This is a genomic window from Paenibacillus alkalitolerans (assembly GCF_016482785.1).
GTDB classification, from domain to species: domain Bacteria; phylum Bacillota; class Bacilli; order Paenibacillales; family YIM-B00363; genus Paenibacillus_AE; species Paenibacillus_AE alkalitolerans.
Window position 1 is genome coordinate 489,794 of record NZ_JAEMXM010000001.1, and the last position, 20,509, is coordinate 510,302.

The following is a 20,509-nucleotide window of genomic DNA, read 5'->3' on the forward strand; positions in this document are numbered from 1 at the left end:
CTTATAGCGGATTGTAAGGCAGTACGACGCTTACCTCCGTTCCTTCCCCTTCAACGCTTCGAATCCTCAAACCGCACCGTTCCCCGAACACATGACGAATCCGGCGCTGCACGTTCATCATTCCTATATGAACCTCTTCAGCCGGCTCCTCTTCATCCAACCGGCGTCTCACCTGTTCAAGCTTCTCCGGCGGTATGCCAGGTCCGTTGTCGGTTATGCGTATTTCAAACAGTTGATCCGGCAGCATGTTGACCGACAATTGAATAACCGTTTTGCCGGGATTTCGTTCCATGCCGTGTACGATGCAATTTTCGACGATCGGCTGAAGCGAGAATTTGGAAATCTGTTGGCGAAGCGCCCAATCCGGAACGTCGAAACGGTATTCCAGCCTCTCCTCAAAGCGGAATTTCTGAATGCGCAAATACACCTCGACGATCTCGACCTCTTGCTGAACCGTAACGGTGATGCCGGATTCTTTCACATTATACCGCAGAAGCCGGGCTAACGCGGCCGCCATCGAACCGATGCTTTCGATTTCGTGCTCAAGCGCCATTCCGCGGATCGTATCCAAGGAGTTATAAAGAAAATGCGGATTGATTTGCGCTTGAAGCATTTTAAGCTCCGTTTCCCTCTGCCGTAAGTGCATCTCCGTCTGCTTCAGCTTTGAGAAATATACTTCGTCAAGCAGTTGAGAAAGCCGGTTCACCATCGTATTAAATCCGATAGAGAGCATGCCGATTTCATCCGCCGTCTCCACGGGCAGTTTCCCCTTGAAATCTCCGATTTCAACTCTTTTCATATATTTGTAGAGCCTCTTAATCGGTCTTACCAAGCTTGCGGCCAACCCGATGCTGAACATGAGCGCGAGGGTCATAAATATCGCCGTTGTCCCAAAGATCATCTTTCCAATATATTCCCTGCTGCTGCGCATTAATTCATCGTACGGTATTGAGGTGACGACCTGCCATTGCAACGACTCGCTTCGGCTGAACGTGAACATTTTCCTGGCGCCATCCACTTCTGCTATAAAAGAACCGCTTTTTTCGTTGCGAATCGAGTTAACAATAATAGGGTCGGCTTTCGTCCCGATTAAGCCCTTGTACGGATGATACACAAAATACCCATTCTCATCCAACATAAATAAAAACCCTTTTCCCGTTTCGCCAAGCTTGATCTTCCTGGCCACATCATGCAAGCGCTTATAATTCACATCGATGACCAGCATCCCGAACGGCTGCAATGTTTGCGGATTCGCAATCCGTTTCACAACCGAAATGACGGGCTCTTCCCTGCCGTTCCACTTGATGAGCCGGCTGTATACCTTCGGACGTCCCGTTACAGGAATTGTATTGTACCAGTATTCACGCTCAATCCCGTCAACGGTGGATACGTCCTCTTGAACCGTCGAATGAATCGACTGAATCCGATCAAGAATCAAAGTAATGTTGATGATATCCGACTGAGAGTAGGCCGAATTTTTCAACAAGTTGCGCACCGGTTGTATTACATCCGTGTCATTTGCTTCTTCTAATGTTTTGAGCTTTAAAAAAGCAACCGTATCCGGATGATTCACAATTTTCAATGTACTGATCTCGAAGCCGCGAAAATAATCCTCGACGTAGATCTTTACTTGCTCAATGATTTGCCAGCTGTATCGCCTTGCCTCGTTTTCGAGCGTTCGGGCCGATTCCCGATAGGAGATGATCCCGACCAGCATCATCGGGACCACGACAAGCAGTATGGAGTAAACCGTTAACTTTGTCATGAGGGAGTGGTCGCGAAGCAGTATTTTCCGGATTATTTTTGTTATGAGCTGTCGATTCATGTGTTACTGCTCCCTTTGAATGAATAGAAAAGGAGAGAACCCTTGCGGGTATCTCTCGTGTTTTAGATTATTTAGAAGCTTCAATGGCATCCAGAATCTCGCGGTATTCCTCCCGATAGCTGTCGATGACCGGCTTTACCGCGTCTTTCCAAGGTTGAAAATCAGTAACTTCCGTGATGGTCACTCCGGCTGCGCGTACGGCATCTTCCGATTCTTTCTCATATTTAGCCCATTCTTCGCGCTGGTATTCGATTGAATCCAATGCAGCCTGTCTGATTATGCCTTGGTCTTCCTCGGATAATTTATCCCATACCGTCTTTGATACGAGCAGCACTTCCGGAACCCGTTGGTGATGGTCCAGCAATAAATGAGGAGCGACTTCATAATGCTTGCTGGAGTAATAACTCGGATAGTTGTTCTCGGCCGCGTCGATCACTCCGGTCTGAAGCGAGCTGTACACTTCTCCGTACGGCATCGGCGTCCCGCTTGCTCCAAGCGCCTCCATAATGGCAAGATTCAACTTGTTTTCGATAACGCGAATCTTCTTCCCTTTCAAATCCTCGATACCAGTTAACGGTTTGGAGGAATAGAAGCTCCGGGAGCCCGAACTGTACCACCCTAATCCTTGCAATCCGGAGGATTGCAGGGTGTCCAGAAGGCTCATGCCCGATTCGCCTAAAAGGAACTTCCATACATGCTCGTCGTTATCGAAGATGTACGGCAGGCTGAACACTCCGAAATTTTTGCTGAACTCCGCCATCGGGCCTGTACTGACGCGGGTAAATTCAATCGCACCTAATTGAACCTGTTCAATGACCGCCTTCTCTTCACCAAGCTGCGCCGACGGGAATACGTCGATCGTAATACGCCCGTTGGAACGCTCTTTCACAAGCTCGGCAAATTTCATATCGCCTTTCGTCGTCGGATAATCGGCCGGATGCGCCTCCGCCAATCGGAACGTGTACGTCGGTCCTTCGTTCGCGCCGGACGCCGATTCACCGGTTTGCGTGTTTCCCCCTCCGGATGCGCAACCGCTTACAAGGATCGCCACGAGAATGATAGCAATAAAGCTCAAGTTAATGTTTTTCATCAAGTGCTCTTTTCCCCTTTCTTGGTTTAATCGTCTACATTTTGTAGTATATTGAAAGCGCATTCAGAGAACCATGTATGATTTTGTTATTATTTTGTGATATTTTTGTTCCGTTAGTGCCCGTTAACCAGGTTCGGAAGCCACATCGAGATGCCTGGTACGTACGTAATAAGCAGCAGCACAGCAACCATCACGCAAAAGTAAGGTATAAGCCTCTTCGTCGCCGCCTCGATGCTCACCCTGCCTACGGCGCACCCGACAAACAGAACGGTGCCGACCGGAGGAGTTATGAGCCCGATGCCTAGATTAAGAATGAGCACGATGCCGAAATGAACGGGATCCATACCCAATGCGGTTACCACCGGGAACAAGATCGGCGTCATAATGAGAATGAGCGGCCCCATATCGAGAGGCGCCCCAAGAACTAAGAGCAGTACGTTAATAATGAGCAATATGATAATCGGGTTATCCGAGATCGCTAGCAATCCTTCAGTAAGCAGGGCCGGAATTTTCAAATACGTCAAAACCCAAGCAAAGGCGCTGGAGGCCGCTATTAGAAACAATACCATGGCGACGGTTCGGAACGTCTTCAAGAAGATAATCTTCACATGGCTTATCGGAAGATCGCGATAGACGAAGAACGTAAGAATAAAGGCGTATACGCAAGCGATCGCACCCGATTCCGTCGCAGTGAACCAACCGGAAAAGATACCCCCCAATATAATTACGGCGGTAAACATGGAGAGAAAGCCATCCCTTACGATCTTTGGGACGTCTTTGAGCTTTACCGGCTCTCCCTTCGGATACCCTCTCTTCTTCGCAATAAAAAACGATAGCGTCATCAATGAGAACAACAAGATTAGGCATGGAACGATTCCCGCGAGAAACAGACTGGAAATCGATACGCCGCCGGCAGCGAGCGCGTACAGAATCATGTTATGACTTGGCGGCATCACTACGCCCTGAATCGCAGCCGCGGAAGTTACCGCAACGGAAAAATCGGCATCGTAGTTTTTCTTCTTCATCATCGGAATCATAACGGATCCGACAGAGGAAGCATCCGCCGCTGCGGAACCGCTAATGTTGCCGAACAACATGCAGGCAACGCAGTTGACCATAGCGAGACCGCCTCTTATGGCCCCTACGGTTAGTTGAGCCAAGTTAATAAGCCTGACTGCCAATCTGCCTTCGCTCATGATCTGCCCGGCCAGAATGAAGAACGGAATCGCCAAGAGCGAATAGGAATTTATACCTTGCACCATCCGCTGTCCGATCACGGCAAGGGGCAAGTCCAGCGTGAAGGCAACCAACAGAGATGTTAAGGCAAGTACCATTGCGATTGGGAACCGCAACAAAATCAATCCGGTAAAGCTTACGGCAAGAATAATAATGGAAATCGCAGTGCTCATTCTCCCAACCCCTCATCCAGATGTTTGTGCTGAACGGTGTCGACCCCTAGAAGATGGAGAATGGAGTAAAAACAAATCATGACTCCGGTGACCGGCATAATGACATACATTACACTGCTTGACCAACCGGTCGCGCTCATCGTATTTCCGCTCATCAACATCGTGAACCCCCAACCGTTCACGATGAGGAAGAGGCCGAATCCGAGGTTGCAAAGCGAAATCAGCGCGTCCAACATCCTGTTGATCGCCTTGGGAAACCTCTTCGCAAGGGCATCCATTGCAATATGAAGGCGGTCCCGAAAGCCGATTGCGATTCCCAAGAAAGAAAACCAGATGAGCAGAAGCAATGTGATTTCTTCCGACCAAAAGAACACAAAGTTAAACACTTTCCGGGTAACGACCTGTAAAGTCACAATTAATGTCATAAGTGCAACCGCACTGACGGCGAATATTTCTATCGCCCGGTCGATCCATACTGCAACAGCCTTTACTCTCATAAATAATGCACTCATTCGCATTCCCCCTTGTCACGATGTTCTCCTTCACATTGTAAGGGCTTACACCGATCCGAAACAGGATGCGTTTTTGTGCTTTATTTGTAATATTTTTGTTTTATGCCGCTAATCTTACTTAATCGAGCCGGGTAAGCTCCCCGCCTTTCGCCTCTGCGATTTCCCCGCCTACGCTAAGCCACACGGACATTGCGGACGGATTATAGACGAATTCGCATGCCGCGGAAAATTGAAGACGATCGAAGGCATGAAGATAGTCCACGATTTCGATGTTGGTTGCGTACCAAATGTTCTCCCGGCCGCCGATAAATTCGCAAAACCGCTCGATAACGTCCCAGTTGTTTTGCTGATCGAACTCGTAGCTATGGCCCCATACATACATCATGTACAGGTACTGCCGTTTGTGCAGCGCATCGAACGCCTTTGCGAGCTCCAGTACGTCGTGATTGTGGTGACACGTCGGATTCCACTCGAGCAGACGATCCGGCATAGCGAACGACCTGCTGCTGTTCACCGTTCGTGCATATTCGATACCGAGGTGGGGCAGCAAATCCATGATGGCCCGACTGTAAGAACCGTTCGGATATGACATCCCCCGAACCGTATATCCTGTCAACCGCTCCAGTGCTTTCCGGTCCTCCATAATTTCGTGGATCAACTGTTCCCTCGGGCTGCGCGCGATTGTCGGGTGAGTTACGGTATGCGCCGACACTTCGTGACCAGCATAAAGAGTGCTCGCCTCTTCCGCTCCGATCCGGTCGCCGGCGCCGAGCAGACCGGAGTTGATATGGAACGTTCCTTTGATGCCGTAGCGGTTAAATATCTCTATCAGTTTCCGATCCGCGATCTTTCCATCGTCGTAGCTCATCGTGAGCACCTTATGCTTGCCTCCGGGAAAACATTTTACAATCTGCTTCATCCCTTCTCACCCTCCGAACGTTCTCACCGGCTCGCCGGCTTTCTTGTATATAGCATTGATAAATTCGGTAGCGGCCGCCGCCGATTCCCCGTCAATAAACGGGCTTCGGCCTTGCTCAATCGCCCGAAGAAAATCCGAAGCCAGCTGCTTGAACAACTCCTCATTTGCAGATCCGGCTGGGTCGAAAGTCGGTGGCTTCATCCCGGGGATATGGAATGTCAAGATTTCATCGTAATTCGCAGTCACGGTACCCTGGGTGCCGGAAATTTCTATGATTTCCTTCTGCATGCCGAGACTTGCCGTAGACGCTTCGATCATCCCGACCGCGCCGTTGGCGTACCGCACAATAGCGTAGCCGTGATCTTCGGTTTCAATACGGTGATACACTTGAAACATTTTTGCGTCCAATATTTCTTGATATCCACCGTTCAACCATAACGCCAAGTCGATAATATGGCTTCCTTGTTGGATGAATGGCCCGCCCCCGTCAATCTCCTTCGTGCCGTGCCATGATTCGTAATATGTCTTAGGCCGAAAATGTTTGATCGTTACATCGACCGACATGATACGCCCCAACGCCCCCGAATCGATGAGCTCCTTCAGGTAGCACATATGCTTAATAAACCGTCTCATGTATGAAACAGCCAGCAGCACCCCGCGTTCCTTGCAGGAGGCGATCATCTCCCGCTGCTTGTCCGGCGAGATATGAAGCGGTTTCTCGCAAAGACAATGCAGCCCCGACCGGGATGCCGCCATAACGCCATCGTAGTGGGAAGCGTTTGGCGTGCAAATCACGGCTGCAGTCGCTTGCGAGCGGGCGGACGTCTCCGCGATGTCGGTGCCGCTCACCGGAATGCCGTGCTCTGCGGCGAACGCCGCAGCCTTCTCTGCATTGCGGCCCACGACGGCGGTGATTTCCGCCTCCGGAATCGATGCGAACGCTTTCAGATACGCCTTGCTGATAACACCGTGTCCGATAAGCACGATGCGATGCTTCTTCAAATGAGATTCCTCCTAACTTAACTTCCTATGTAGGCAGTCCCTTTTCTCAATCCGAGAAATTCAAGAAAACGTACGATCTCTTCGTCCCAAAACTCCCAAGTGTGCCCGTGTCCTTCCGCTTCCCGGTAATGATAGTCGTACGGATTGCCTGGCAATCCGGCGAAGAAAACCCGCATGAGCTCATTCAGGTGAAGCCAGGGATCCTCGCTGCCGCATGAGTGATACACCCTAGGTAGCGGCGTTCCTTTAGCAAGTGCTTGACGCCCCAGAAATTTCAAATCGTTCTCCGTTTCCTTCATATCACCCTCCCCGAATAGGAGGATCCGGTCGTAAGCGCGATCAGAGCCATCGTTCACGAGGGCGATGTCGGATTTGTCGCCGGCCGAGAATGCGCCGATCGCCGCATACAGATCCGGACGGGCCAGTCCGATACGGAAACAGCCGTAGCCGCCGTTCGACAGGCCGGAGATGTAGTTATCCTCCCGATCGGAAGAGAGTCTGGGAAACAGGTGACGGAGGATCGCCGGCAGCTCCTCGGTCATGTAAATAAAGAAACGGCCGCCGTGCGCCATGTTCGTATAACAGGAGTTGAGGACGCCCGGCAGTACGACCGCGATACCGTATTGGTTCGCATAGCTCTCAATGCGGCTCATTCGCTGCCACGCAGTGTGGTCGCCCGAGCCGCCGTGCAGCAGCCAGAGCACTTTCAGCTTGCCGTCTCCCGTGTACGGACGCTTCTCCTGCGGCAGGATGACGTTCACCTGCATCTCCATTTCCAACACTTCGGAGAAAAAATGAGTCTCCATCAATGCCATAGCGCTTACTTCCCTCCCTCGACGGACAGGTGCTGCAGCAGCCAAGGGATGGTCCGTTCGATGCATGTATCCCAGCATTGCCAACTGTGGCCGCCCGGGCCTTCCTCATATTCTAGCGGCAGCCCCAGCGATTTCGCATGTTGTTGGAAACGGACGTTCTCTTCGTGTAAGAAGTCTTCGGTTCCGCACCACATATACAAATTCGGGCGAGGGCCGTCCGATGCGGCCAACCTTGAGGCGGACGCGAATAGGTCGTTCACTCCGCCTTCCAGCCGCTCCCTGCTCCCGAATATATCGCTAGATAACTGCGAGGGCAATCGGTCGTAAGTCTTAAGCGCATCCATCTCGCCGGAGAAGGATGCGGCGGCGGAGTAGCGTTCGGGCGCATTCAATGCGGCCTTCATCGCACCGTAACCTCCCATGGAGAGTCCGGCGATAAAGCGGTCTTCCCGGGCGCTCGAGATCGGATACATGCGTTCGCAGAACGCGGGAAGCTCCTCGGTAATGAAGCGGAAGTACTCCCGTCCGAACGCCATATCAGTATACCAGCTCAGGTGAGCGGCAGGCATAACGACTGAGATCGGCTTATCCTCCACGTAGCGCTCGATGCTCGTTCTCCGCATCCAAGCGGTATGATCGTCGCTCATGCCGTGAAGCAAGTATAATGCCGGGTACGGTCCCGGGTCGTTCACGCTGCGCCAACCGCCGGCTACGTGCTGCGGAAGCAATACCTCCATCGAAACCGGCATGCGAAGAACTTCGGAATGATAATGTACATGAAGCCAAGCCATGGTCGAAGCAGCCCCCTAGCATGTGTATAAGTCTTCAATTCTATTTGTAGTTTCAGTTATACTAACTTTACATTATCTGCAATCTGAGAACAATTCGATATAGGAACCTCTGGTTATGTCGGACGATGTAGGAACGCAAAAAAATAAAGCCGCCATCTGTTTAGAGTAATGGCTGGCTTTTGCAAGTACAATGTTGTAAAAGTGAGCGATTGTTCAAGTTTTCGCGGCGGCCACATATTTGGCGTAAATGGCATCATACTCCGTTTTTGTAATGGGAATTACCGTCCCATGACGGGGATGTGGAGGCAGCTCATAGGAAGAAGACATCACCCATTCCCCGGAATTCAGGTCGGTCGTTTCAAGGGGGACGTAGCCTCTGCCGCTGAACTCGTCTACAAACAGATACCATTTATTTTCCGTATTGGATTTAAAAATCGTCGGACCTTCCACCCACTTCATGTTGCCTACGCCTTCTTTAATCAGTTCAAAGTTAGTGTCGAGCACAGAATTCCCGACTTCTTGGAAGACCGTCTTTCCATAAGGCGTCGAAGCGGAATTGTCTCTTTCATCCTTTGTGAATCTGTATATCTTGCCATCGTGGGCAATCATGGTCGTATCAATGATTGAATACCCGAAATCCATGTAAACTTGAGGTTCCGTGAAAACATAGAAATCTCTGGTTTTACTGTACAACATTTTTTGGCGGGCATTGCCGGTATGACTTTCATTTTCGAATATATTCGATGCCCAGAAGACAACATACTCGTTTGTCGTATGATCGTAGATCACTTCGGGTGCCCATGTATTTCCCGCCTCCGCAGGCGCCACCTGAATCATCCTTTGCTCCGACCAATGGATAAGGTCGTTGGATTCCCAGACCATAATGGATCTGCTGCCACTTCTTTGCGCCCGGTTCCAGTCGCCGTTGCCGTGAATTTTCAGATCGGTTGCAATCATGTAAAACTTATCGCCTTCCGGCGAACGGATAATAAAAGGATCTCTCAGTCCTTGCTCGCCTATTTCGGATGTCAGGACCGGTTGTCCGTCGTTCAATTCGTTCCAGCGCAGAGGATCGTTTCCTTCGCTTAAAGCAAAATAGATCTGCTCCCCGTTTATGAAGCGATCCCCAATAAAATAAGTAAAGAAGTATCCTGCATAATCCTCTTCCTTAGGAAGCTCTCTTACTCTTGCTTGAAAACTCTTTGTTGCGGATACGTCATTTTTGGTGATGGTTGCCGTTAGCGTAACTGTGACATCCCCGCTTCCGCTCGCAGGACGCGAAACTTCCCCTGTAGTTGTAATGACGGTGGGATTTTCAGAATTCCAAGTAATTCTTGTTTCGTGATTTCCTTCTGTCGGCAGTGTTAAATGGCCACGGACATCATCGATGTTGTAAACGATCAAAGCTTCCGTATCCAGCCGAACTTCCTCTGCAATTGTTGACTTATCCGCTGCGGTATCCACTAACTTTTCCCCCTTATCGGCAATTGTTTCATCCGGCTCCACATGACCGGCTAATCGATCGCCTCTACTATTCATAAAGATGCCGGTTGCAATTATTATTAGAAGAACTAGACAGGTGAATAACATTCGATAGTAACGATTCATGTGTATCACCTCTCGTCATTTCGCATAGAGGCAAACATAAATGCATATCAATTAATATATATACTAATGTTCATAATATATTATCGCTTATTGGCCCATTTTTCAACGTAAATAATTTGCCGTATTTTTTTATCTACTCCCTTGAGAATAAATAAGAAGAGAACTTTCAGGTTGTGAAGACTCCTCTGAAAGTTCGGAATTGTACTGCTATTAGCGGAAAGACTCCGTATAGGACGCTATTAAGATCCTTGGATCGTTATTTTTTTTGCGCATCACCGTGTTTCACTATGAAACAAGCACGCACGATTCGCCGCCTCTTGTTCATTCCGGCACAACGTGGTTTTTTTGCGCATCACCGTGTTTCACTATGAAACAAGCACGCACGATTCGCCGCCTCTTGTTCATTCCGGCACAACGTGGTTTTTTTGCGCATCACCGTGTTTCACTATGAAACAAGCACGCACGATTCGCCGCCTCTTGTTCATTCCGGCACAACGTGGTTTTTTTGCGCATCACCGTGTTTCACTATGAAACAAGCACGCACGATTCGCCGGCTCTTGTTTCACACCGGCACAACGTGGTTCTTTCGCGCATCACCGTGTTCACTATGAAACAAGCACGCACGATTCATGGTTATATGTCCGAGTGAACCCGGTGGCATCTGTAATTTACTACAAATCCTTCCGTTGATATGTCCTGACTCGATATCGGAATAAACCATTAATTAAGCGAATGTTGGACATATTTCGCACGGACGATCTTTGTCGCTTCAACCATATTGCGGAGGGAAGAAACAGTCTCATCAAATCCGCGCGTCTTAAGTCCGCAGTCCGGATTGATCCAAAACAGCTTCGGATCCAGCACACGCAAAGCGCGTTCGATCATCGAAGTCATTTCCTCCACTTGCGGAACCCGCGGACTGTGGATATCGTATACGCCTAAACCGATGCCTTTACTATAGGTATTCAACTCGAAGCTGTGAATCAGCTCTCCATGACTGCGGGATGTCTCGATCGAAATCACATCGGCATCCATCTCTTCGATCGAATCGATCATGTCATGGAACTCGCAATAGCACATATGCGTGTGAATTTGCGTGGTATCTTGTACCGTGCAGGTGGCTGCGCGGAATGCCTTTACAGCCCACTTCAGGTACTTCGATTGTTCTTCCTCCTTGAGCGGCAGCCCTTCGCGCACCGCGGGCTCGTCGACCTGTATCATGTGAATACCCGCCTGCTCCATTGCCTCCACCTCTTGTCTAAGCGCATAGGCCAATTGATAAGCGATGTGTTCGCGATCGATGTCATCGCGAACAAACGACCAGTTCATGATCGTAATCGGTCCGGTCAGCATTCCTTTAACCGGTCGTTCGGTCTGGGACTGAGCATATTTTGTCTCTTCGACGGTCATCGGCCCCTTGAACGCTACGTCCCCAAATATGATCGGCGGTTTGACGCAGCGGGATCCGTACGATTGTACCCAACCGTTCTGTGTGAACGCGAAGCCCGCGAGCTTCTCGCCGAAAAACTCGACCATGTCGGTTCGCTCAAATTCGCCGTGCACGAGAACATCCAGCCCGATTTCCTCCTGCAGCTTGATCCACAGATCGATCTGTTCCCGGATGAAGCTTGTATACCGCTCATCGCTCCATTCGCCTTTGCGCCAAAGCTGGCGGGCCCTGCGAACCTCGGCGGTTTGCGGGAAGCTTCCGATTGTCGTTGTCGGAAAGATAGGCAACCGCCATTTCTCCTGTTGAGCTTTATGACGTTCGGAGAAAGGACTGTTCCGTTCGGGGTGCTGAGTACTGATAGCGGCAACCGCATGCTGAACGTCTTCCCGATTGCGGTCGGCAGACAGGTTAAGCGCCTGGCCGGCACGATCGTATTGTTCCAGTTCGGATATGATACCGCCACCGTCTTTCGCTAATGCTTTCGTTAGAAGTACAAGCTCCTCCAGCTTCTCATCCGCAAATGCGAGAGCTTCCTTCAGTTCGGATTTCAGTGTCGTTTCATGTTGTACCGTTACCGGAACGTGAAGCAAGCTGCAGGACGATTGTACGACTAACCTCTCGACCGGTACGAGCTTTGCGAGGCTTTGCAGCAGCGCCAGTTTTTCACGAAGAGGCGCCTTCCAAATACCGCGGCCGTCGATGACACCCACACCTAATACCTTGTCCGCCGGAAAACCCAGCTCTTTGATCGACGACATATTACCGGAAAAGCCATGTACGAAATCAAGTCCTATTCCTTTCACTGGCAGTCCGACGATGTCGCTGTAGCGCTCTGCCGATTCAAAATAGGTTTGCAGCATGATGTTCAAGTTCGGCGCCGAAGCGGCAAACGTCCCATAGATTAACTTCAATCGCTGCACATCGGCTTCGCTTAGCTTTGTTACGAGTATCGGTTCATCGATTTGTACCCACTGAACCCCTTCTCTTTCAAGCTCCCGCAAAATCTCCACATAGAGAGGAAGCAGCCGGTCGAGCCACGAGTCTGTCTCCGATACGCTATAACCCTTTGACAGCTTTAGGAAGGTCAACGGTCCGACAATAACCGGTTTTCCTTCTATACCGAGCTTCTCCTTCGCTTCCCGATATGCCGAAAGAGGTTTATTTTCGGTAAGCGCCGGCGATACCCCGTCCAATTCAGGAACGATATAGTGATAGTTGGTGTTGAACCATTTGGTCATTTCGCATGCCGCCGAATCCTTCGTACCGCGGGCCATGCCGTAATAGACGGATAGCGGTACGGCACCGCCTTGATAAGAAAAGCGCTTAGGAATGATGCCGAACATTGCGGCTGTATCAAGCATGTGATCGTAATAGCTGAAATCATTCACCGCGATGAAGTCGATGCCCTTCTCCCGCTGTTTGCGCAAATGATTCAAACGGATTTCCTGCAGCTGACTGTGAAACTCCGATTCTATGAGCTTGCCTGACCAAAATGCCTCCAACGTCTTCTTCCACTCTCGATTCGCACCGATACGCGGATATCCCAGCACACTGCTTTTCACCATGTTTTGTAAACTCCTCTGCTAGTTGTTTACAAAAAACATATCACGTCAGGCTGGATATAGCGTAACTGATAATAACTATATCTAGATATAGTTTTTGGCTATAACAAAGCGATTATTGGGTTATTGCCTGCTTGAGCGACTGAATATACGCCTCTCCCAGCTTGGATAGTGAAGCGTTTCGATGGGATATCCAACCGACATTGATCGTTTCCTCGCAATCCAACGGCACGGGAATAATTTCATTGCCGTTTAAGTCGGCGCTCAGTACACCGGTGGATATCGTATATCCGTTTAATCCGATCAACAAATTGAAGAGCGTCGCCCGGTCATTGACTCGAATGCTTTTCTTGTGCGACATCGTGCTGAGTATTTCTTCCGAAAAATGGAATGAATTATATTCTCCCTGGTCAAAGGACAAATACGGATATTGCTCCAGCTGGTCAATCGTCACGATCGATTGCTTCGCCAAGGGATTCTTAATACTGATAAAAATGTGCGGTTTCGCGATAAATAAGCTGTTGAACTGCAAATTGGCTTCTTTAAGCATCTTGTTGATGACTTTCTCGTTAAACTCATTCAAATATAAAATTCCGATCTCGCTGCGCAAGCTTTTGACATCCTCAATAATTTCATAAGTTTTTGTCTCGCGCAAAGCCAATTCATATTCATCTTGGCCATACTGCTGCACTAAACTTACAAATGCATTCACCGCGAAAGCGTAATGCTGAGTCGATACCGAAAAATGCTGCGGGGAAGGTTTGGCATTGAGATACCTGCCTTCCAATAATTCCGCTTGCTCGACCACCTGTCGCGCGTATCTTAAGAATTCAACCCCGTTCTTGGAAAGGGATATTCCTTTATTGGATCTTTCAAAAATCGTAATCTTCAATTCTTCTTCAAGATCTCTAATTGCATTGGAAAGGCTGGGCTGAGAAATAAACAGCCGCTTGGCCGCTTCATTAATGGAACCTCTCTTCACGACTTCAATCACATACTTTAATTGCTGCAGCGTCAATGTGACTCTCCCCTCTATATTCTCGATGTTCTCGCAGGCAGTTGGATTCTTTGCTGTTTTACATTACATTATACATCACTATTTTCGGCCATGATTTTTTCTCCGGTTATTCAAACCGATTTTCTTTCTCTATCGTTATTTATCATTGGGGGAGTGCACCCTGTCCTCTTCAAATAACAAACTAACGGAAGGAACGGGAGAAGCGACCTCATGTATCCGAATTTTGTGGCATTTCCAGTCTGCATGAGTGTTTCGCGGCAAAAAACAAAGCCGGCCGACTCTTCGCCCCAGAGTATGGCCGGCATTATTTAAATAATCAACCGAATAGCATGCACCGCTTCGGGGTTTTCCAAGGCCGACAAGTCGCCCGGATCTTCCCCCAAATAAGCGGCGCGAATCACTCTGCGCATAACCTTGGCGTTCCTTGTCTTGGGCAGCGCATCTACGATATGGATCGCCTTCGGCTTTAACGACTTCCCGAGCCGTTCAGCGACCAAAGCAATCAAATCCGCCGTCAACTCGGACGGTTGAATCGCATTTGCGCGGGAACGATGCGGGACGATAAAACAGACGGCTGCCTCCCCTTTCACCTCGTCGGGTACGCCTATGGCGGCCGCTTCCGCCACCAGCGGATGCTCCACGAGCAGCGATTCCATCTCCGCAGGGCCGAGCCGTTTGCCTGCGATTTTTAGAGTATCGTCGGAGCGACCCGTGATGTACCAGCAGCCGTCTTCGTCGATATTTACCCAATCGCCGTGCACCCAAACATCGTGCCAACGCGACCAATACGCCTTCTCATATCGCTGCGGCTCCTGCCAAAAGCTTTCCGCCATGCCGACCCATGGACTCTTCAGAACCAACTCCCCGACTTCGCCCCGTACAGATTTCCCTTCATTGTTAAACACATCCGCGTTCATGCCTGGAATCGGCGTGTTGAAGCCGGCCGGGGCAATCGGTTTTAACAGTACATTACCGAGAATGCCCCCGGATATTTCAGTACCGCCCGAATAATTGACAATCGGTACACGGTCTTTGCACACTTCGTGGAACAGCCAGAGCCAAGACTCCGGATTCCAGGGCTCTCCCGTCGAACCGACCACCCGCAGCGAGGACAAGTCACGACCTCGGAAGCATCGCTCTCCGTGCTTCATCAACACGCGAATCAATGTCGGAGAAATACCGAGGTGCGTCACTTGGTGCTTTTGGACAAGTTGGAATATGCGATCCGGGCCGGGGTAATCAGGCGCTCCTTCATAAAGCGTCATCGTGCCGGCGTTGAGCAGTGAGCCGTATACCAGAAATGGCCCCATCATCCAACCCATGTCCGTGATCCAAAACATAACGTTGCCTGGCCGAAAGTCCATTGCATATCCGGCGTCGAACGCCGCTTTGATCGGAAACCCGCTGTGCGTATGGACGATGCCTTTGGGCGAGCCGGTCGTCCCGGAGGTGTACAGGAGCATGAGCGGATCGGCGCTTTCCATCGGGAGCGTTTGCAATTGTTGCAAGGAGTCGGAGCGGGTCAGCTCGGTCCATTCCACGTCTCTCTCCTGCCGCCAAGGGATATCGATGCCAAGGCGGCGAACAACGACCAGCTTCCGGACTGCAGTGACGTTGTCTGCCGCCTTATCGGCTTCCTCCTTCATCGGAACCACTATACCGCGCCGGTAATAGCCGTCTGCCGTGATGATGAGTCTGCAGCCCGCCCCTTCGACGCGTTTGGCCGCCGCCTCCCAGGAATAGCCGGAGTATACGGGGGTAGAAATTGCTCCGAGCTTGGCAACGGCAAGCATGGCAATTACGGTTTCCGGCAGCATCGGCATATAGATTGCAATGCGCTCGCCCTTGCTTATCCCTAATCGACGTAATCCGTGCGCCGCACGATCGACTTGTTCGGCCAGCTCGCTATAGGTAAACCTTCTCGTTTCCCCGTTTTCGCCTTCCCAGAGGAGAGCATGCCTGCCGGATACCGCCGCATCATTCAACCATTTGTCGACTGCGTTGTAAGCCGCGTTGATGCGGCCCCCGGCGAACCATGAGGGCCGGCGTATCCCCCCCGCCAAATCGACGACCTGATCATAGCCGTGAAACCATTCGATCCCCATATCCTCTACAACGGCATCCCAGAACCAGGATATGTCTCGAATCGATTCCCGATAGAAATCGTCAAAATCGGCAAACCCATATTTTCGCATAAAGCGATAAAGGCGTGTTTTCTCCATCTCATGCTTCGGCGGGTGCCAAACCGCTTTTTGCCGCATGTTCAGCATCTCCTTTTTTTTGCATCGCTCCGCGTTATCATTACGATCTTGGAACCCAGCTGTATGCGTAATCTTTATCCTCAATCTCCCGTGCCTGCCCCACGACTTGCAGAGGACGGAACGTGTCGATCATAACCGCCAATTCATTCGTTTCCTTCTTCCCGATGCTTTCTTCCACTTTGCCGGGATGGGGACCGTGCGGGATGCCCGAAGGGTGCAGCGTTATCGAGCCTTCTTCAATCCCTTTGCGGCTGCCGAAGTTTCCTCTCACATAGTACAGCACTTCATCGCTGTCGACATTGCTGTGAAAGTACGGAGCGGGGATGGACTGCGGATGATAATCGTACAGCCTTGGGCAAAACGAGCACACGACGAAATTGTTCCCTTCGAAAGTCTGATGAATCGGCGGCGGCATATGGATGCGTCCCGTAATCGGTTCGAAATCGTGAATATTCAATATCCATGGATACAAATAACCGTCCCACCCGGCCACATCCAGCGGATGATGGGAGAGTATATGGGAGTGCAGATGTCCGCCTTTTTTTGTACGGACTTCAAACTCGCCTTTTTCCGTAACCGTTTCCAATATTTCCGGAACGCGGATATCCCGCTCGCAGTACGGACTATGCTCCAGCAACTGTCCGTGTTCATTACGGTAACGCTTAGGTGTCGTGATCCAGCCGTTCGTTTCCGCTACAAGAAACTTGGATTTCCCGGCATCCGGAACCACACGGTAAATCGTGCCGATCGGCAGCACGATATAGTCGCCGGGGCGATACAATAATGTGCCGAACATCGTTTCCACTTTGCCTGACCCGTAATGAACGAACAGCAATTCGTCTCCGTCTCCATTGCGGTAGTAATAGTCCATCGCTTCCGTCGGATTGACGACACCGATCAACAAATCGTCGTTGCCGAGAATATACTGCCTGCCTGCGACCGCGTCGCCGGTTTTGTTACATCCGATTGTGCGGAAATGCCGGTGCCGCAGCGCTCCCTGCTCTTCATACTGAGTTCTGCAAGCAGAAAGCAAATGCGCTTTTACGATTTCGGCAGGCGCATAATGATGGTATAGAATCGATTGGATTCCCGAAAAGCCTTTCGTCCCCATCACCTGTTCGCGGTACAACGTACCGTCCGTCCGGCGAAATTGCGTATGCCTCTTAGGCGGGACCGTCCCCATGCGATGATAAAACGGCATATTCGCTCCCTCTCTCCCGATTACTCCACCTGATTTTTCAACACGCCCAGTCCGGTGACCGCAAGCTCCACCTCATCACCCGGCTCGAGCCACCGGTGAACCTCCGTCCCCAACTCTAGAATGCATCCGGTGCCAACCGTCCCCGATCCGATCACATCTCCCGGATATAATACGGCATCTTCCGAGGCACGCTCGATCATTTCCCCGAACGTATAGTAAATATCCCGGAAATTACCACGAGACAACAACCGCCCGTTTACTTTGGCCGTCATCTCCAAGCTAAAGCGGTCTCCTGTGCGGTATGGCGCCAGTTCATCCTTCGTAACCAGATACGGACCGAGAGAGGTGGCAAAATCTTTGCCTTTTGCCGGGCCTAATCCGACTTTCATTTCCTGGCGCTGGAGATCGCGGGCGCTCCAGTCGTTCATGATACAGTATCCGGCAATATAGTCATCCGCCTCGCATGCCCGTATATTACGTCCTTCCTTTCCTATGACACAGGCGATTTCCAGCTCATAATCCAGCCATTGGCACTTCTTGGGCCGCAGTACCGGCTCATCGGGCCCTATAATGCACCGGTGATTGGAGAAATAAAATACGGGAATTTCATACCACTCCGGAATCATCGCAAGTCCTCGCCCCGCCCTCGCCGTCTTCACATGCTGCTCGAAAGCGTAAAAATCGCGCACGCTGGACGGCTTCGGAATCGGAGCGCACAAGGAAACGCCGGCAAACGGGAATGCCTTCCGCGGCTGCTCTATGAAAAGCTTCGCAGCATCCAGCCTGAATTGTTCCGCTAATAGGTTCGCGACCGGTAAACACGTTTCCGAATCCTGTAAAAAATCCTGTATATTATCCGGCAGTAATCCCCCGCTGGCCAGCTGCATGTCGACCACTATGCCGTCCTGAACCCAGCCCGCCCTCTGCTCGCCTTTTTCATTGAGGAACGTAACAAATTTCATGCGGGTCAACTCACTTTCCAGGCTGCTTTTTCCGTTCCAGCTCGAACGTATCCGAAACTGCCCGTGTATATGTTTGCCCTGCCATCCGGCCGATCGGGCGCAGCTTTTCGCTGTTGATTTTGCCGTTTTCGAACAGCTCATCCAGAACATGCAAATAAACGACCCGGCCGATCACCAAGCTGCCGGCGCCGGGATGATCGCCGAACGTAACGATTTCATGCAATGTACACTCGAGGTGCACATCGCATTCTTTTACACGCGGCGGTTTGACGAACTCGCACGGTATTTTGGTGAGACCCGTTTGCACGAATTCATCCACCTCAGGCGGATATTCAATCGCACAATCGTTCATTTTTGCGGCGATTTTCTCACCTACAATGTTGATGACAAACTGTTTCGTCGCCTCGATATTGGAGAGCGTATCCTTCTTTTTCCCATCGGTCCCCCTGATCATCGGAGCAAAACAAACCATCATCGGATTCGCGCATATGCCGGTAAAAAAGCTGAAAGGAGCCAAATTGCAGTGCCCGTCTCGATCGACAGTGGAGACAAATGCGATAGGCCGGGGCAGAACGGAGCCGATAAGCAATTTGTAGGCGTCTTTCCAATCCAGCGTGCCGGGATCTACCTTCATCTTCCCACTCCTTTATCTTAAAGATTACCTCTGCGGGCCTGTTCCCGTTCAATCGATTCGAATAGCGCTTTAAAGTTGCCCTCCCCGAATCCGGTAGCGCCTTTCCTCTGAATGATTTCAATGAACAAGGTGGGACGGTCCACGATCGGCTTCGTAAAAATTTGCAGCAAATAGCCTTCGTCATCCCGGTCGACTAAAATATTCAGTTCCCGAAGCTTGGCAATATTTTCATCGATTGCGCCTACCCGGTCAGGCAGCATTTCATAATAATTGTCCGGCGTAGTCAAGAAATCAACGCCGTTATTCCGCAGGGCGGATACCGTAGAAATAATGTCATTCGTTAAAAGCGCGATGTGCTGCACGCCGGCACCGTGATAATAGTCGAGGAATTCTTGAATCTGCGATTTGCGCTTTCCGGTTGCCGGCTCGTTAATCGGAAATTTGATTCGCCCGCCGCTGAACATGACCTTCGACATCAGCGCCGAATACTCGGTCGAGATGTCCTTATCATCAAAATGTATCATCTGTTTGAAGCCCATTACCTTCTCGTAATACCGTACCCATTCCTCCATGCGCTCCACATTGCCGACAACATGGTCGACTCCGATGATTCCGGCCGGTTGATGCAAAATGGGCAGCTCGCAAGGCTCATACTTCGGCAAAAACAGCCCGTTATAACCGCTGCGGTCGATTAACGTGTGGACTGTATCCCCATACGTTCCGATAACAGCCATTGTTACCGTTCCATGAGCATCGGTAAATTCCCTCGGCTCCATAACCGGGATACCGCCGCGGTTAACCGCCTCCCGGTAAGCCTTCTCCACATCGTCGATCCGCAATGCAATGTCTTTCACGCCGTCGCCATGGTTCTTGACAAATTCCGCGGCCGGATGGTCCGGCGAAAGCGCACCGGTGACGACAAACCGCGTTTTATTTTGTTCCAGCACATACGAAACCTTGTTTATTTCTCCGGTTTCCAATCCTGCATAGGCAGCTGGACGGAAACCGAATCCTTTGCTGAAAAAATGCGCGGCTTGTTTCGCGTTGCCGACATAAAATTCAATATAGTCGATTTCCCGTACCGGAAAAAAATCAGAAGCTACGCCATCGAACCGTCTTTGTTTTTTCATGCAGTCTCATCCTTTTTCCACCATCATATTCAGCATGTGACGAAGATGTCGAAGCTTCTATTGGAAAGATGTACGGATATACGGGTATTAATCTCTATTGTTCTAAATAATTCCTGCCGTGGCTTCAATTCCGACATTGCATCCAAAATGCAGTTCCTTCACGACAACAACTGTTCTTGCAGGTTTATGGCTCCCGAAAAACCGGCCGTAAACAATGTTCACTTTATCCCAAAAAGCAATATTTGTAATGTATACCGTCGTTCTAATAATTTGCTCTTTACGCTGCCAGCCTCATCAAGAATAATTTCGATGTTCTTTAA

At 50.4% G+C, this 20,509-nt stretch carries 17 protein-coding genes; all 17 read right to left on the reverse strand.

The genetic code is table 11. The annotated features are described in order from the left end of the window. Position 1: 1 nt before the first annotated feature. The 17 genes from JET16_RS02155 to JET16_RS29950 all read right to left on the reverse strand — a co-directional run bounded on the left by JET16_RS02155 (position 2) and on the right by JET16_RS29950 (position 20,411). Positions 2-1,825 (reverse strand): cache domain-containing sensor histidine kinase, encoded by a 1,824-nt coding sequence (locus JET16_RS02155; RefSeq protein ID WP_199613947.1) that lies wholly within the window; start codon positions 1,823-1,825, stop codon positions 2-4. Positions 1,826-1,892: 67 nt separating this feature from the next. Further along, positions 1,893-2,915, reverse strand: a complete 1,023-nt coding sequence (locus JET16_RS02160) for a TRAP transporter substrate-binding protein (protein ID WP_199614263.1) — start codon at positions 2,913-2,915, stop codon at positions 1,893-1,895. A 113-nt stretch (positions 2,916-3,028) separates the two neighbouring features. Next, entirely contained in the window at positions 3,029-4,324 is a 1,296-nt protein-coding gene (locus JET16_RS02165) for a TRAP transporter large permease (protein WP_199613948.1), read from the reverse strand. Next, a complete protein-coding gene (locus JET16_RS02170; protein WP_199613949.1) occupies positions 4,321-4,836 on the reverse strand; it encodes a TRAP transporter small permease in 516 nt (171 codons plus the stop codon). The genes JET16_RS02165 and JET16_RS02170 overlap by 4 nt, the downstream gene beginning before the upstream one ends. Before the next feature lie 118 nt (positions 4,837-4,954). Next, on the reverse strand, positions 4,955-5,755 hold the full coding sequence (locus JET16_RS02175; protein ID WP_199613950.1) for a polysaccharide deacetylase family protein: 801 nt from the start codon (positions 5,753-5,755) through the stop codon (positions 4,955-4,957). Between the two features lie 6 nt (positions 5,756-5,761). After that, a complete protein-coding gene (locus JET16_RS02180) occupies positions 5,762-6,757 on the reverse strand; it encodes a Gfo/Idh/MocA family protein (RefSeq protein WP_199613951.1) in 996 nt (331 codons plus the stop codon). 17 nt (positions 6,758-6,774) lie between these two features. Then, positions 6,775-7,572, reverse strand: coding sequence for an alpha/beta hydrolase (locus tag JET16_RS02185; RefSeq protein WP_233530938.1), 798 nt, complete (start codon positions 7,570-7,572; stop codon positions 6,775-6,777). Positions 7,573-7,577: 5 nt separating this feature from the next. Next, positions 7,578-8,363, reverse strand: coding sequence for an alpha/beta hydrolase (locus JET16_RS02190; protein WP_199613952.1), 786 nt, complete (start codon positions 8,361-8,363; stop codon positions 7,578-7,580). A gap of 213 nt (positions 8,364-8,576) precedes the next feature. Then, entirely contained in the window at positions 8,577-9,971 is a 1,395-nt protein-coding gene (locus JET16_RS02195) for a glycoside hydrolase family 43 protein (RefSeq protein ID WP_233530939.1), read from the reverse strand. Between the two features lie 720 nt (positions 9,972-10,691). Then, on the reverse strand, positions 10,692-12,986 hold the full coding sequence (metE, locus tag JET16_RS02200) for a 5-methyltetrahydropteroyltriglutamate--homocysteine S-methyltransferase (RefSeq protein ID WP_199613953.1): 2,295 nt from the start codon (positions 12,984-12,986) through the stop codon (positions 10,692-10,694). A gap of 112 nt (positions 12,987-13,098) precedes the next feature. Then, positions 13,099-14,001, reverse strand: a complete 903-nt coding sequence (locus tag JET16_RS02205; protein WP_199613954.1) for a LysR family transcriptional regulator — start codon at positions 13,999-14,001, stop codon at positions 13,099-13,101. A gap of 308 nt (positions 14,002-14,309) precedes the next feature. After that, positions 14,310-16,262 carry an AMP-binding protein gene (locus tag JET16_RS02210; protein WP_199613955.1) on the reverse strand — a complete coding sequence of 651 codons (1,953 nt, stop codon included), beginning with the start codon at positions 16,260-16,262 and terminating at the stop codon, positions 14,310-14,312. Between the two features lie 40 nt (positions 16,263-16,302). Next, entirely contained in the window at positions 16,303-17,463 is a 1,161-nt protein-coding gene (locus JET16_RS02215; RefSeq protein ID WP_199613956.1) for a homogentisate 1,2-dioxygenase, read from the reverse strand. Between the two features lie 20 nt (positions 17,464-17,483). Next, entirely contained in the window at positions 17,484-18,425 is a 942-nt protein-coding gene (locus tag JET16_RS02220; protein WP_199613957.1) for a fumarylacetoacetate hydrolase family protein, read from the reverse strand. Between the two features lie 10 nt (positions 18,426-18,435). Further along, positions 18,436-19,059: a flavin reductase family protein gene (locus JET16_RS02225; RefSeq protein ID WP_199613958.1), complete on the reverse strand. Its 624-nt coding sequence runs from the start codon at positions 19,057-19,059 to the stop codon at positions 18,436-18,438. Positions 19,060-19,076: 17 nt separating this feature from the next. Continuing rightward, complete coding sequence (hppD, locus tag JET16_RS02230) at positions 19,077-20,189, reverse strand: 4-hydroxyphenylpyruvate dioxygenase (RefSeq protein WP_199613959.1); 1,113 nt, start codon at positions 20,187-20,189, stop codon at positions 19,077-19,079. Between the two features lie 102 nt (positions 20,190-20,291). Then, positions 20,292-20,411 carry a RidA family protein gene (locus JET16_RS29950; RefSeq protein ID WP_325176584.1) on the reverse strand — a complete coding sequence of 40 codons (120 nt, stop codon included), beginning with the start codon at positions 20,409-20,411 and terminating at the stop codon, positions 20,292-20,294. Positions 20,412-20,509 lie beyond the last annotated feature (98 nt).

Bases quoted from the DNA above. Each gene is read 5' to 3' on its own strand.
- hppD (WP_199613959.1), bottom strand. From the start codon at position 20,189: ATGAAAAAACAAAGACGGTTCGATGGCGTAGCTTCTGATTTTTTTCCG.
- JET16_RS02195 (WP_233530939.1), bottom strand. From the start codon at position 9,971: ATGAATCGTTACTATCGAATGTTATTCACCTGTCTAGTTCTTCTAATA.
- JET16_RS02170 (WP_199613949.1), bottom strand. From the start codon at position 4,836: ATGAGTGCATTATTTATGAGAGTAAAGGCTGTTGCAGTATGGATCGAC.
- JET16_RS02165 (WP_199613948.1), bottom strand. From the start codon at position 4,324: ATGAGCACTGCGATTTCCATTATTATTCTTGCCGTAAGCTTTACCGGA.
- JET16_RS02185 (WP_233530938.1), bottom strand. From the start codon at position 7,572: ATGGCATTGATGGAGACTCATTTTTTCTCCGAAGTGTTGGAAATGGAG.
- JET16_RS02190 (WP_199613952.1), bottom strand. From the start codon at position 8,363: ATGGCTTGGCTTCATGTACATTATCATTCCGAAGTTCTTCGCATGCCG.
- JET16_RS02210 (WP_199613955.1), bottom strand. From the start codon at position 16,262: ATGCGGCAAAAAGCGGTTTGGCACCCGCCGAAGCATGAGATGGAGAAA.
- JET16_RS02160 (WP_199614263.1), bottom strand. From the start codon at position 2,915: ATGAAAAACATTAACTTGAGCTTTATTGCTATCATTCTCGTGGCGATC.
- JET16_RS02225 (WP_199613958.1), bottom strand. From the start codon at position 19,059: ATGAAGGTAGATCCCGGCACGCTGGATTGGAAAGACGCCTACAAATTG.
- JET16_RS02155 (WP_199613947.1), bottom strand. From the start codon at position 1,825: ATGAATCGACAGCTCATAACAAAAATAATCCGGAAAATACTGCTTCGC.
- JET16_RS02220 (WP_199613957.1), bottom strand. From the start codon at position 18,425: ATGAAATTTGTTACGTTCCTCAATGAAAAAGGCGAGCAGAGGGCGGGC.
- metE (WP_199613953.1), bottom strand. From the start codon at position 12,986: ATGGTGAAAAGCAGTGTGCTGGGATATCCGCGTATCGGTGCGAATCGA.
- JET16_RS02215 (WP_199613956.1), bottom strand. From the start codon at position 17,463: ATGCCGTTTTATCATCGCATGGGGACGGTCCCGCCTAAGAGGCATACG.
- JET16_RS02175 (WP_199613950.1), bottom strand. From the start codon at position 5,755: ATGAAGCAGATTGTAAAATGTTTTCCCGGAGGCAAGCATAAGGTGCTC.